The sequence below is a fragment of the Streptomyces sp. NPDC058650 genome, from assembly GCF_042717315.1.
Taxonomy (GTDB): Bacteria; Actinomycetota; Actinomycetes; order Streptomycetales; family Streptomycetaceae; genus Streptomyces.
Window position 1 is genome coordinate 134,867 of the sequence record NZ_JBHXRL010000011.1, and the last position, 12,305, is coordinate 147,171.

14 protein-coding genes are annotated in these 12,305 nt (G+C 69.9%); 12 read left to right on the plus strand and 2 right to left on the minus strand.

The window, feature by feature from the left end:
* Positions 1 to 560 precede the first annotated feature (560 nt).
* The 4 genes from ACFWWU_RS21165 to ACFWWU_RS21180 all read left to right on the plus strand — a co-directional run bounded on the left by ACFWWU_RS21165 (position 561) and on the right by ACFWWU_RS21180 (position 4,729).
* Positions 561 to 1,907 (plus strand): MFS transporter, encoded by a 1,347-nt coding sequence (locus ACFWWU_RS21165; protein ID WP_384147357.1) that lies wholly within the window; start codon positions 561 to 563, stop codon positions 1,905 to 1,907.
* Between the two features lie 1,252 nt (positions 1,908 to 3,159).
* Entirely contained in the window at positions 3,160 to 3,336 is a 177-nt protein-coding gene (locus ACFWWU_RS21170) for a hypothetical protein (RefSeq protein ID WP_384147358.1), read from the plus strand.
* Positions 3,337 to 3,343: 7 nt separating this feature from the next.
* Positions 3,344 to 4,381, plus strand: coding sequence for a M28 family peptidase (locus ACFWWU_RS21175; RefSeq protein WP_384147359.1), 1,038 nt, complete (start codon positions 3,344 to 3,346; stop codon positions 4,379 to 4,381).
* 159 nt (positions 4,382 to 4,540) lie between these two features.
* On the plus strand, positions 4,541 to 4,729 hold the full coding sequence (locus tag ACFWWU_RS21180; RefSeq protein ID WP_384147360.1) for a DUF6381 family protein: 189 nt from the start codon (positions 4,541 to 4,543) through the stop codon (positions 4,727 to 4,729).
* Positions 4,730 to 4,852: 123 nt separating this feature from the next.
* Here the strand turns inward: ACFWWU_RS21180 and ACFWWU_RS21185 are convergent, their stop codons facing one another.
* Together ACFWWU_RS21185 and ACFWWU_RS21190 are read right to left on the minus strand one after the other, a co-directional pair.
* Positions 4,853 to 5,359: a hypothetical protein gene (locus ACFWWU_RS21185; RefSeq protein ID WP_384147361.1), complete on the minus strand. Its 507-nt coding sequence runs from the start codon at positions 5,357 to 5,359 to the stop codon at positions 4,853 to 4,855.
* Positions 5,360 to 5,411: 52 nt separating this feature from the next.
* Positions 5,412 to 5,963, minus strand: a complete 552-nt coding sequence (locus tag ACFWWU_RS21190; protein ID WP_384147362.1) for a hypothetical protein — start codon at positions 5,961 to 5,963, stop codon at positions 5,412 to 5,414.
* Between the two features lie 544 nt (positions 5,964 to 6,507).
* Between ACFWWU_RS21190 and ACFWWU_RS21195 the strand changes: the two genes are divergently transcribed.
* The 8 genes from ACFWWU_RS21195 (at position 6,508) to ACFWWU_RS21230 (ending at position 12,297) form a co-directional block, all read left to right on the plus strand.
* Positions 6,508 to 6,750, plus strand: coding sequence for an FxLYD domain-containing protein (locus tag ACFWWU_RS21195; protein ID WP_384147475.1), 243 nt, complete (start codon positions 6,508 to 6,510; stop codon positions 6,748 to 6,750).
* 33 nt (positions 6,751 to 6,783) lie between these two features.
* Complete coding sequence (locus ACFWWU_RS21200) at positions 6,784 to 7,200, plus strand: transposase (RefSeq protein WP_384147363.1); 417 nt, start codon at positions 6,784 to 6,786, stop codon at positions 7,198 to 7,200.
* A gap of 31 nt (positions 7,201 to 7,231) precedes the next feature.
* Positions 7,232 to 8,491: an alpha/beta fold hydrolase gene (locus ACFWWU_RS21205; RefSeq protein WP_384147364.1), complete on the plus strand. Its 1,260-nt coding sequence runs from the start codon at positions 7,232 to 7,234 to the stop codon at positions 8,489 to 8,491.
* Between the two features lie 9 nt (positions 8,492 to 8,500).
* Positions 8,501 to 9,133 (plus strand): MBL fold metallo-hydrolase, encoded by a 633-nt coding sequence (locus tag ACFWWU_RS21210; protein ID WP_384147365.1) that lies wholly within the window; start codon positions 8,501 to 8,503, stop codon positions 9,131 to 9,133.
* 39 nt (positions 9,134 to 9,172) lie between these two features.
* Entirely contained in the window at positions 9,173 to 9,952 is a 780-nt protein-coding gene (locus tag ACFWWU_RS21215) for an exodeoxyribonuclease III (protein ID WP_384147366.1), read from the plus strand.
* A gap of 74 nt (positions 9,953 to 10,026) precedes the next feature.
* On the plus strand, positions 10,027 to 10,470 hold the full coding sequence (locus tag ACFWWU_RS21220; protein ID WP_384147367.1) for a DUF6278 family protein: 444 nt from the start codon (positions 10,027 to 10,029) through the stop codon (positions 10,468 to 10,470).
* Positions 10,471 to 10,618: 148 nt separating this feature from the next.
* Entirely contained in the window at positions 10,619 to 11,365 is a 747-nt protein-coding gene (locus ACFWWU_RS21225) for an amino acid ABC transporter ATP-binding protein (protein ID WP_384147368.1), read from the plus strand.
* 14 nt (positions 11,366 to 11,379) lie between these two features.
* A complete protein-coding gene (locus ACFWWU_RS21230) occupies positions 11,380 to 12,297 on the plus strand; it encodes a glutamate ABC transporter substrate-binding protein (protein WP_384147369.1) in 918 nt (305 codons plus the stop codon).
* Positions 12,298 to 12,305 lie beyond the last annotated feature (8 nt).

Genomic DNA, 12,305 nt, shown 5'->3' on the forward strand with positions numbered 1-12,305 from the left:
CAGGAGGATGGGAGGGCTGCGGCGCACGTACGGGCCGTGTCGGTGGACACGGCCGGGGCCCTGCGGTCTCGAAATGACTCCCGTCGAGTCATCCTGGCTGCATCGGATCGGGGTCCGCATCAGGACCGTTTCCCGGCGGTCCAGCCGCCGGCGTACATCGCGCGCTCCTGGTCGCGTCGCTCTGCGACGGCGATCCCAGGTCTAGAAACCAGCGGGCTGACATGGCCCGTATGACGAAGTAGTTGCCCCGAACGACCAACATCAGACTGCCACTCTGGGAAAGGTGAGACAAGGGTGCTTCCCGGGTCGGATGGTGCGCTGGCGCGATTTGGGCCCCGACTGACCGGATCGACTCGCTCAATCACCGTGGGGTGCTTCGGAGGTTCCTGGGATTCGAGGCGGACTGGACAGCGGACGGACGACCTTGCAAGCATGCTCGGCATGAAATACATGAACCACCGAAGGGAACTTGCCACCGTGCGGCAAGGGTTTTCGGCCGATGTCGACATTGCTTTATCCAGGCGTCACCCGCGCACCCCTGTCACGGTTGCGGGTGACGCATGACCGGTACCGAGGTGATGCCACGGCACAGGCCGGGCCTGGCACTTGGCGTACTGGCCGGAGCACTCGCGCTGGACGTGAGCGGTCTCGGGGTGCTCAACGCCGCGCTTCCGTCGGTCGGAGCGCGTTTCGGCCTGGACGACACCACGCTCCAGTGGGTCATGATCGCCTACGCCGTGACCTTCGCCGGCTTCCTGTTGGTGGGCGGGCGCCTGGCCGATGTGTTCGGCCGCCGGCGCGTGTTCGAGTTCGGGGTCGCCCTGTTCACGGCGGCCGCGCTCGTCGGGGCCGTGGCGCCGGACACCGCGGTGCTGCTCGGCGCGCGGGCGGCCCAGGGCATCGGCGCGGCCCTGTCGGGGCCGGCCGCACTGGCCCTGCTGACCGAGGTGTTCCCGGCCGGACCGGCGCGCAACCGGGCACTCAGCGTGTACGCCGCGGTCGGCGCCGCGAGCTTCAGCGGCGGGGTGCTGCTGGGCGGCGTACTGACCCAGTTCTTCGGCTGGCGGTCGGTGCTGGGGTTCTCGGTGCTCCTGGGTCTCGTCGTGCTGGCCGCGACGCGCGCCGGGCTGCCCGACGGTGTCGGGCGCGGCGGCAGCCTGGACCTGCCCGGGGCGATCACGGGCACGCTCGGCCTCACCCTGCTGATCGTCGGCGTGAGCACCAGTGGTGCGCCGGCCTGGATCGCGCTCTCCGCCGCGGTGGCGTTCCTGGTGTTCTTCGTGGTCCGCGAGCACCGCACCGCCGACCCCGTCCTTCCTCTCGGCCTCTTCCGGATCGCGTCGGTACGGGCCGCGAGCCTGGCGGCGTTCCTCCAGTACATGGGCTCGGTCGGGCTGTTGTTCTTCGCGCCGCTGTATCTCCAGGGCATGCTGGACTACTCCCCGCTCGAGTCCGGTCTCGCCCTGGTGCCGATGTCCGCGGCCGTGTTCCTCACCGCCAACTTCGCCACCGGGCGCCTGCTCGCCCGGCACACTCCGCGCACGTTGATGGCCGTCGGGTTGGTCCTGATCGGTGTGGGAACAGGGCTGTGGCTGAGCACGCCGCAGGACGGCAGTTACGTGCTGCACGTGCTTCCCGGCCTGGTCATCAGCGGCATCGGCCAGGGGTTGAACTTCCCCTCGATGACCTCCGCCGCGCTCACCGGCGTGCCGCCGGAGCGACACGCGGTCGCCGGCGCGGTGAACGTCGTGGCACAGCAGATCGGCGCCAGCGTCGGTGTGGCGGTCATGGTCCTGATCGCGGCGACCAGCGGCGACCAGCTCACGGGTTACCACCTGGCCTACGTCGCGGCAGCTGTCGCCTGTGTGCTCGGAGCGGTGACCATCGCCGCGGTACGGCGGCCCTGACGGACGACGGTGACGCTCCGGCACGCCTCCCCGGAATCCGAATCCGGAATCCGCACCAGTCGGCGAGGCGTGCCGGACCGTCGGCGACGCACACCCGGAGTGTTTTCCGTGGAGAGCTCGCGGCACGAGAGAATCGAGGGCATAGGAAATCGTGCTGCGCTCGGTAGGACGCGTCGGGAAGTCATTCCGACTTCGCCGTACGCATATCGGCCTTGCGTAACCCCTGCTTCATGAGTCGCTTTCCGTACACCGGTACCCGGAGAAACCGATCACCCGGTCGACTGATTCGCCTCTGGACCGCACATCGCCGTCTGCCGTGGCGAGGTCACCCATGTGTCGAAACTCGAAATGCCACACATACGACGAGCCTTCTCCGGCAATGCCGGGTCTCTCTCGTCAACTCGCCGTATGTCAGGCCGCGCCCCAGAGGGGACAGCGCGCCGCAGAAATGACCCTACGGAGAAAGGGGACGGACCGACCGTGTAGACGATGGGCAGCACGTCTCTTGATCGGCGCGGGCTTCCCCGGATATCCGGAATCGCCCCGAGGGAACCCCGACGCACGGGCACTGCGGAGATTTCCTCCCTCGCCCGCAGCGAGTCAGGGGCGGTCACGGTCGAGAAGGGCGTCACGCTTCTCCGGAGGAAGCCGGCCGAGGTCGGTCTTGGGCGGAATACGACCGTGGCCATCGCCCTCGACAGCCACACACGCCTCGCGGCGCGAGACGTCTTCCACCTGGTCGGACCCGGGCAGCCGTACCCCCGGTCACATTGGCCGGCGTGAGAGATGAGAGGGTCTTGCGGGTGAGTGAGACACCGACGAACACCCTGCAAGACCGCGTCGACGGGCGAGACGACGCTCCGGTCCTGGTCATCGGGCCCTCTCTGGGGAGCACCTGGCACAGGTCGTAGGACCCTTCCACGACCGTCCACACAGTCCATACAGCTGAGGGGCTGCTCTACCTGCTGATCATCGGCATCGTCCTGCTCGCGGCGGACATCGTCTACTACGGCATGCGTCTGCGCCACTCCCGACGCCCCAGCCTGCGCTGATCCGTCAGGCTGGACTGCCCCACGACCGCTTCCCAGGTGCGGGGACGCCTCCTGCCGCTGGATCGCCGGTCGGCCAAGTGCAGAGAGGGCACGGTCACTCGAACGCCCGGGCGGCCTTGCCTCCCACCCGCCCCTGTCATGGCATGGAGTGAGGGCTGTGCGCCCGCCCCGGCGCCGGCCTACACATGAGGAAGGGCGCCATGTACGTTCGTACGATCTACGCGATGGGTGATCCGGTCACGCTCGGCGAGGCCGTCGACGGCCTCGGCACCGAAGGCCGCAAGCTGCCGGCGGAGCAGCCCGGCTGCCGCGGCACGGGCTGTTCGCTGGCTCTCGACCGGATCGTGGCCGTCCCGGCCCCGGCCGCTCGGAGCTGACTCCGTCATGGATCTCGGCCACGAAGTGCCCGCGCTCGTACGCGAACTGGCCCGGCGGGCTGACCCGCAGCGCCTGCGGCATGACGTGGAACTCCTCGCAGACCGCCCGCGCAGCCGGATCCGTTCTCCCGAGGCCATGCTGCGCGCCGAGGCCCATGTGACGAGTGAACTGGCCGTTGCGGGCTGGTGGACGGAGCGGCAGCCGTTCGACGTACGGTGGCGCCTGGGCGGCACCGACCGCCAGACCAATCGGGCGCTCGCGTTCCAACTCCGTCTGCACCGGCGGCTGACCGGCGCGAACCTCCTGGCCGGGCTGCCGGGAGGCGACGCCCGCCCCACGGTGGTCGTCGGAGCGCACCTGGACACCGTCGCCGACAGCCCCGGAGCCGATGACAACGCCTCCGGAGTCGCCGCGCTGCTGGAGATCGCGCGGCTCCTCGGCGGGCTGCCGCGACCGCCCGCGGTCACCCTCATGGTCTTCGACATGGAGGAGCTGGGGATGATCGGTTCACGGGTCGCTGCCCGGCGGCTCCGCCACGCCGGGCGGGTCACGGGCATGATCTGCCTGGAGTCGGTCGGCTTCTTCGCGAACGAGCCCGGAACCCAGCTGATGCCCGGCGGCTTTCGCGCGGCCTTCCCCCGGGCGGCCGCGGCGGTCCGCTCGGCCGGGCGGCGAGGCGACTTCACCCTCGTGGCCCACCGGCGCTCGTCGGAGGCGGCGGCCGCCCTGTGGCGCCGGGCAGCCGAGGCCGCGGAGCCCTCACTGCCCGCTGTCACACTGCGCGACCCGCGTCCCGACGGCCTGCTGGGCGCACTCGTCGGCCTCGGGGTACCACCGTTGATCCAGCTCGACCGCAGCGACCACGCGTCCTTCTGGAACGCAGGAATTCCGGCCCTGATGCTGACCAGTACGGCCAACTTCCGGAACCGCAACTACCACCGCCCGACCGACACCCCGGACACCATCGACTACCGGCGTCTGGCGGCGGTCGCCGTCGCGACCGCCGCGACCGCTGTGTCCTGGTCGGTCGGAGGACCCGGTTGATCGCTGCCTCCGCGTGGTGCAGGAGTTCGACTGCGAGAGTTCGAAGGGGTGCACGGCCTGTGCTGTGGCGATTGCGGTGGGTGACCGTTCGAGGTGCGCGGGGACGGTGGCGCTGTTTCGCTGGTGGCATCCGCTCTCCCCCAGATCCCAGGAGTGATCATGAGCGTTGCAGGCGAGTCCGGCAGTCGTGCCCAGCAGATGCGTCAGAAGGCGCAGGAGATGGAGCAGGCCGCGGAGCGTGCCACTGACCCGGCCGAGCGTCAGCGACTGAAGGACAAGGCCCGCCGGTTCGAGGAGCAGAGCAAGAGGGAGAACGACAGGGGCAGCGGGAACGTCGACCCCATGTGACGGCCCCTGTACGTATACCGGCCGGTGGCTGCCCGCTCTACGCGCGAGGGAGCCACCGGCCGGTGTTCTGCGTACAAGCGCCCCCCAGTCGGACGGTACTCGTCGCGGATCCGGGCCCGTAGGTCAGGTGCTGAGCAGGCGGTCGAAGAAGGATCGGTATTGGCGCAGGGCCAGGCGCAGGTCCTCGGTGGCGACCTCCTCGCCGCGGTGCCATTGGCTTTCGAGTCCCAGCTTGTGGTCGGCGAATGTGGTGGCGAGCAGCTGCATCACCTCGGCGACGAGCCCGTCTGCCGCAAGCACAGACCGCTTCGGGTCATCGACGAATCCCTGCTGGATCTCCTGCCACCTGGTACGGAGCCCTTCTGCCTCCTGTGCCCCGAGAAGCGGGGCAGCATCGGGCCGCCGCGCGGACTCGTCCCGTTCACCGGGCGCAGCGTCCCGCTCGTCTCCCGCCTCGCCCGTGACTCTGGTCCTGAGTGCTGCCCCCTCGTCATCGGGGGCCGCTGACGGGTCATCGTCCGGGGGCTGTTGCGATGTTTCCGTCTGGGGCCTGGCGATGTCCTCGGTGGACAGTGTCTCTTCGGCGGGCTCGGCGTACTCGTCGCGCCCGTGTCGTGATTCTCTCTGCATGTCTCTTCACCTTCATGGCGGTGGTGAACATCAGATCCCGGCCGCTGGGCATTCAGCGGCGTTCCTCATCCGGCGAAGCGGTGTCGTCCTGCAGCAGTTCGTCGAACAGCGCCCGGTAGTGGACCATCGCACCCCGCAGTTCTTCTGTCGTGGTGTCCCTGCCGCCGGCACGCCCGTTGATCTCGTGGGCGATGCGGTAGTGGTCCAGGGTTCGGGAGTGCTCGACCGACAGGTCCCGCTTCTGTTGCTCGTAGTTCTCCGTCGGGTAGCCACGCTCGCTCATGAGCGTGGTCACGAGCCGGTCCGCCTCACCCACAGCCTGGTCGGGACTGTCGACGAAATGCTCCTGAACGCTGGCCCAGTCCCGGGCATACCGGTCCCGGACCGTCGAGGGCAGCGGCCTGATCTCCAGCTCCTCATGCCGCTCCTCCCTCTCCTTGAGGTCGCGCTCGGCTGCTCCACGGCTCTGCCCCGCCTCGACCGCGCGCTCGTATTCGGGCCCGAACTGATCCCGCAGGTGCCGGCGCCGGGCCATGGTCCGCATGGTCAGCGCGATGGCGACCACGATGACCACGGCGGCCACGATGATGACGATGGTCCACATCGCATCCTCCACTCTTTGACAGCTCACACGGGCAGCCAGAACCTGGGCGTACGAGGGTCACCGCCGCGGGTGCTGTCCCTTGGTGCGCCATTCCAGAATTTCACATATCGCCCAAAATGTGCTATCGGGTAAATGGTGGCCGGCCCGCCTGGCCGCTGTGACGGACAACGGTCGGGTCGGGGGAGCGGCCGCGGACACTGCGGACAGGTCAGTGGGTCGGGCGGCAGCGCACCACGCAGCGCGGGCCGAGGCGGCCAGGTGGCGAGGAGTTCTGTGTCACCGCAGCACTCGGACTGTCATGGCGGACGCGGGTGCGTTGGAGTGTGTGGCCGTCCGGGTGGGTCGCGGTGGCGGTTGGCGTAGTGCGGCGCTGTCGACACCGCCGCAGCGGGCAGGCATGGCTGAGCCATGGCCACTGATGTGAGGAGCTGACGTTCCCTGCTGGAGCGCACCCGGCGCAAGACCGCACCGAGAGACGTCGGCCTCGGAGCGGCCGCAGGAGGAGAGCGGTCCGAGGGGAGATGTGAAGATCACGGCGTGCGAGGTGGATTCGGCCACGAAGTGGCCCAGTGCGGAGTTGCTGGTCACCAATAGGTCGAGTAGGGCCAGCAATTACATCGTGCAGGTCGAGTTCGTCGACGCGTCTCACAGGCGGCTGGGCGAGGCGTATGCGACGACGAACGGCCTCGCGCCTGGCCGGCAGTCGAGGTTGACGGCCCAGGGCCTGGACCAGATCACGGCCGAGATCACATGCCGGATCACGGACGTCAGCCGATTCGCGTCCTGAATCGGCTCCCGGCCGGTGGGGCTTCGCGCTGACGTGGCCTTGGACCCGCGCCTGCTGCGCCGGTCTGGAAGTCGTCCAGATGAACATCGCCGTGACGACGTCCACCTGTCCGACGAGCACGAGGATGATGGCGGAGCGGCCGCAGGGCGAGTCGAGTATTCGAGGCCGGCCGGCACCGGATACTTCGCCCGCGGGGTCAGCCCCGTCGAGCGATCCTCGGGCGCGAGGCAGTGCCGTCGCCTCAACCGCGGCGGCGACCGGCAGGCCAACGCCGCCCTCCACCGGATCGTGCAGACCCGCCTGCGCTTCGAACCGCGCACCCAGGAGTACTACGAACGCCGCACCCAACAGGGCAAGACCCGAGGTGAAATCGTCCGATGCCTCAAACGTTACGCTGCCCGTGAGGTGTTCCACCTGGTCAGGACCACCCACTCGTACCCGACGCTATAGGGGCTGTCGTGACAGATGAAGGTGTGAACCGGTGAGCGAGACCAAGATCGATACGCTGCAGTACCGCGTTGACGGGCCAGAACAGGCTCCCGTCCTGGTCATGGGGCCGTCCCTCGGTACCACCTGGCACATGTGGGACCGGCAGATACCCGAGCTCACGCGCGAGTGGCGGGTCGTCCGTTTCGACCTTCCCGGTCACGGCGGCGCCCCGGCCGAGCCCTTCACCTCCGTCGCCGAGCTCGGCGACCGGCTCCTCGCCACGCTCGACGCGATCGGCGTCCAGCGCTTCGGCTACGCGGGCTGCTCCCTCGGCGGCGCCGTGGGCCTCGACCTCGCGCTGCGCGCACCGCAGCGGGTCGCCTCGCTCGCGCTGGTCGCCACCTCGCCGCGGTTCGGCAGCGCCGACGAGTTCCGGCAGCGCGGCGTCATCGTCCGGACCAACGGTCTGGAACCGATGGCCCGCACCGCGCCCGAGCAGTGGTTCACCCCGCTCTTCGCGGGCGCGCAGCCGGCCATCGTCGACTGGGCCGTCCAGATGGTCCGGACGACCGACCCCGCCTGCTACGTCGCCGCCTGCGAGGCCCTCGCCGTCTTCGACGTCCGCGAGGCACTCGACCGCATCGGCATCCCCGTCCTCGTCCTCGTCGGCTCCGAGGACCAGGTGACCGGCCCCGCCGAGGCCCGCACCCTGGTCGCCGGCATCGCCGACGCCCGGCTCGCCGTCGTCCCCGGCGCCTCGCACCTCGCGCCCGTCGAGCAGCCCGCCGCCGTCACCGACCTGCTCACCGAGCACTTCGCGGACACCGCCCAGGAGACCGGCGGCATCCTGGTCGTGCCGCCGCTCCCCGCGGCCCCGGTCCCCGCCGCCGAGCCCGCCCCCGTGGCCCCGGACGCCGAACCCGCCGATCCCGGCCGGCCCGACCCGTACGAGACGGGCCTCGGACTGCGCCGCGAGGTCCTCGGCGACGCCCATGTGGACCAGGCCCTCGCCGACGATCCCGACAGCGGCCTCCAGGAACTCGTCACCCGGTACGCCTGGGGCGAGGTCTGGAGCCGTGAGGGCCTCGACCGGCGCACCCGCAGCGTCGTCACCGTCACGGCCCTCATCGCCGGAGGCCACCACGAGGCGCTCGCCGACCACACCCGGGCCGCCCTCCGCAACGGCCTGTCGCCCGACGAGCTCCGCGAGATCGTGCTCCACACCGGCGTGTACTGCGGCCTGCCGGCCGCCGAGTCCGCCCTGCGCGTGGTCACCCGCGTCATCCGGGAGGAGACGACGCCTCCCGCGTAACCTGACCGCGTGAAGCTGACGAAGAAGTCCCACGCCTGCGTCCGGCTGGAGAAGGAAGGGCGGACGCTCGTCCTCGACCCGGGCAATTTCACCGAGGAGGACGCGGCCCTCGGGGCGGACGCTCTGCTCGTCACCCACGAGCACCCGGACCACTTCGACGAGAGCCGGCTGCGCGCCGCCCTGGAGGCCAATCCGGCCGCCGAGATCTGGACGCTGCGGAGCGTCGCCGACCGGCTCTCGGCGGCCTTCCCCGGCCGGGTGAACACCGTCGGCCACGGCGACACCTTCACGGCCGCCGGGTTCGACGTCCAGGTCCACGGCGAGCTGCACGCGGTGATCCACCCCGACATCCCGCGCATCACCAACGTGGGCTTCCTCGTCGACGGCGCCGTCTTCCACCCCGGCGACGCGCTCACCGTCCCGGACCACCCCGTCGACACGCTGCTGCTGCCGGTCATGGCCCCCTGGAACAAGATCTCCGAGGTCATCGACTACGTCCGCGAGGTGAAGCCCCGCCGGGCGTACGACATCCACGACGCGCTCCTCACCGACCTCGCCCGGCCGATCTACGACCGGCAGATCGGCGCCCTCGGCGGCACCGACCACTCCCGCCTCGCCCCCGGCGCCTCGACCGAGCTCTGAATCCGCCGACTGTCACACCCCGCCAGTAGGCTTGCGTCCATGCGCATCGCCACCTGGAACGTCAACTCGATCACCGCCCGGCTGCCCCGCCTCCTGGCCTGGCTGGAGAGCACCGGCACCGACGTGCTGTGCATCCAGGAGACCAAGTGCACCGCCGAGCAGTTCCCCACCGAGGAGCTGCGCGCGCTGGGCTACGAGTCGGTGGTCAACGCCACCGGACGGTGGAACGGCGTGGCCCTGGTCTCCCGCGTCGGCCTCGCGGACGTGGTCACGGGTCTGCCCGGCGGCCCCGAGTACGAGGGCGTGGAGGAGCCGCGGGCCATCTCCGCGACCTGCGGCCCCGTCCGGGTCTGGTCGGTCTACGTGCCGAACGGCCGCGAGGTGATCCACGACCACTACGCGTACAAGCTGCGCTGGCTGGACGCGCTCAAGGCGGCCGTCGCGGACGACGCGGCCGGAGAGCGCCCCTTCGCCGTCCTCGGCGACTACAACATCGCCCCGGCCGACGAGGACGTCTGGGACATCGCCGCGTTCGAGGGCGCCACGCACGTCACGGAGCCGGAGCGGGCCGCCCTCGCCGGCCTGCGCGAGGCAGGTCTGACCGACGTGGTCCCGCGCCCCCTCAAGTACGACCACCCGTACACCTACTGGGACTACCGCCAGCTCCGCTTCCCGAAGAACAAGGGCATGCGCATCGACCTGGTCTACGGCAACAAGCCCTTCGCCGAGGCGGTCTCGGACAGCTACGTGGACCGCGAGGAGCGCAAGGGCAAGGGCGCCTCCGACCACGCACCCGTCGTGGTCGACCTCGACGTGTGAGCGGGGGCCCGGCGAGCTGACGATCTCCGCGCGCCGGGTGGTCGACCGGCAGGTGGCGGTGCGACGCTGTTCGGATGAACATTCCGTTTCTGGACAACTGGCGCAAGCGGCACGGAAGCGAGGAGGCCGACGAGCCGTCGGCCGTCGACTTCGACCGCGACCCCGAAGGGGTGGGCGAGCTGCTCTCCGAGTGCGAGCTCCTCCGCGCCCGCGTCGAGGAATCCGGGGTGGTGCTCGACGGCAGCCCGCGTTCTCTCCAGGAGCTGGACCAGTTGCCGCCCGGCTGGCGGGACGACCCCGAGGAGCTTCCCTGGTTCGGCAACGACGCCGGCCTCTACCTCGGCACGGTGATCGTCCGCAACGTACCCGGGGCCCGGTGGCAGGTGTGGCCCGGTGGCGGGCCCGTGGTGCGGCTCGTCACCGGCCGGGAGATCCAGGTCGTCGAGGCCGGTCTCGACTGGGCGATGCGCGGCGCGCCGGAGCTGTACCAGGTGTACGCCGAGGCCGCCGAATACTGAGCGGACCCGCTTCCCACCCCAGCCCGCACCACCCTTTTGCAGTAAATACGGCTTATTCCGTTTTCATGCGTGTCGGCCGTGAAGTCCCTTTTTTGGTGGATAGTTTGCGCTGACCTCGACACCGCTGAGAAATGGGGCAGGGCAGCGTATGGCCGTTGTCGATCCGCTGATCGAACTGCGTGGCGTCAACAAGCACTACGGCGCGCTGCACGTCCTCCAGGACGTGGACCTGACGGTCGGCCGCGGCGAGGTGGTCGTCGTCATCGGTCCCTCCGGCTCCGGCAAGTCCACCCTCTGCCGGGCGATGAACCGGCTGGAGCGCGTCGAGTCGGGCGAGATCGTCATCGACGGGCAGCCCCTCCCCGACGAGGGCAAGGCGCTCGCCCGGCTGCGGGCCGAGGTCGGCATGGTCTTCCAGTCCTTCAACCTCTTCGCGCACAAGACCGTCCTCGCCAACGTCTCCCTCGCGCAGATCAAGGTCCGCAAGCGCAAGAAGGAGGAGGCCGACCGGCGTTCACGCGAACTCCTCGAACGGGTCGGCCTCGCGGCGCACGCCGAGAAGTACCCGGCGCAGCTCTCCGGCGGTCAGCAGCAGCGCGTGGCGATCGCCCGCGCCCTCGCCATGGACCCCAAGGCCCTCCTCTTCGACGAGCCGACCTCCGCGCTCGACCCCGAGATGATCAACGAGGTCCTGGAGGTCATGCAGCAACTCGCCCGGGACGGCATGACGATGGTCGTCGTCACCCACGAGATGGGCTTCGCCCGCTCCGCCGCCAACCGCGTCGTCTTCATGGCCGACGGACGCATCGTCGAGGACCGCACGCCGGAGGAGTTCTTCACGAGTCCGCGCAGCGAGCGCGCCAAGGACTTCCTCTCCAAGATCCTCAAGCACTGAGCGGGGCGGCAACGATGCAGCGTACGCACCGGACCCTGGCCGCGCTCGCCCTGCTGCTCGCCGCCACGGCGGCGCTCGGCGGCTGCGGCCGGTCGGGCAGCCCACCCGTCAAGGGCCCGCAGCCCGACCAACTCCCCGTCTACCAAGTCCAGTCGGATTTCACCCTGCCCGATTCGGGCACCTGGAACCGGGCGAAGAAGCGCGGCCGGCTCGTCGTCGGCGCCAAGGAGGACCAGCCCTACATGGGCGAGAAGGACCCCGCCACCGGCCGCTACTCCGGCTTCGACATCGAGATCGCCAAGATGATGGCGGCCTCCCTCGGCTTCGAACCCGCCGGCATCGAGTTCCGCACGATCGCCTCGGCCAACCGCGAGACCGCCCTGCAGAACGGCCAGATCGACTACTACGTCGGCACCTACACCATCAACGACAACCGCAAGAAGCTCGTCGGCTTCGCCGGCCCCTACTACCAGGCGGGCCAGTCCCTCCTCGTCCGCACCGACGAGGACGACATCGCCGGACCGCGGGACCTGGCCGGCAAGCGGGTCTGCTCGGCCGCCGGATCCACCCCGTACCAGCGGATCGAGAAGGACTACCCGGAGGCCGAACTCGTCGCCTACGACACGTACTCCGTCTGCGTGGACAACCTGCTGACCTACCAGGTCGACGCGGTCACCACCGACGACACCATCCTCATGGGGTACGCCGCCAAGGTCCCCGACGAACTCAAGGTCGTCGGCAAGCCGTTCTCCAAGGAGCCGTACGGCATCGGCGTCCCGCGCGGCGACAACGCACTGCGCTTCGCCCTCGACGACGCCATCGCCGCCCACGAGAAGAACGGCGACTGGAAGAAGGCCTACGACGCCACCCTCGGCCTCTCCGGGGTCCCCGCCCCGACGCCGCCCGCCATCGACCGGTACCCGGCGAGCTGACCGGAGGA

Excerpts from the sequence above, each read along its gene's own strand:
- ACFWWU_RS21165 (WP_384147357.1), top strand. The coding sequence starts at position 561 with ATGACCGGTACCGAGGTGATGCCACGGCACAGGCCGGGCCTGGCACTT.
- ACFWWU_RS21170 (WP_384147358.1), top strand. The coding sequence starts at position 3,160 with ATGTACGTTCGTACGATCTACGCGATGGGTGATCCGGTCACGCTCGGC.
- ACFWWU_RS21175 (WP_384147359.1), top strand. The coding sequence starts at position 3,344 with ATGGATCTCGGCCACGAAGTGCCCGCGCTCGTACGCGAACTGGCCCGG.
- ACFWWU_RS21180 (WP_384147360.1), top strand. The coding sequence starts at position 4,541 with ATGAGCGTTGCAGGCGAGTCCGGCAGTCGTGCCCAGCAGATGCGTCAG.
- ACFWWU_RS21185 (WP_384147361.1), bottom strand. The coding sequence starts at position 5,359 with ATGCAGAGAGAATCACGACACGGGCGCGACGAGTACGCCGAGCCCGCC.
- ACFWWU_RS21190 (WP_384147362.1), bottom strand. The coding sequence starts at position 5,963 with ATGTGGACCATCGTCATCATCGTGGCCGCCGTGGTCATCGTGGTCGCC.
- ACFWWU_RS21215 (WP_384147366.1), top strand. The coding sequence starts at position 9,173 with ATGCGCATCGCCACCTGGAACGTCAACTCGATCACCGCCCGGCTGCCC.
- ACFWWU_RS21220 (WP_384147367.1), top strand. The coding sequence starts at position 10,027 with ATGAACATTCCGTTTCTGGACAACTGGCGCAAGCGGCACGGAAGCGAG.
- ACFWWU_RS21225 (WP_384147368.1), top strand. The coding sequence starts at position 10,619 with ATGGCCGTTGTCGATCCGCTGATCGAACTGCGTGGCGTCAACAAGCAC.
- ACFWWU_RS21230 (WP_384147369.1), top strand. The coding sequence starts at position 11,380 with ATGCAGCGTACGCACCGGACCCTGGCCGCGCTCGCCCTGCTGCTCGCC.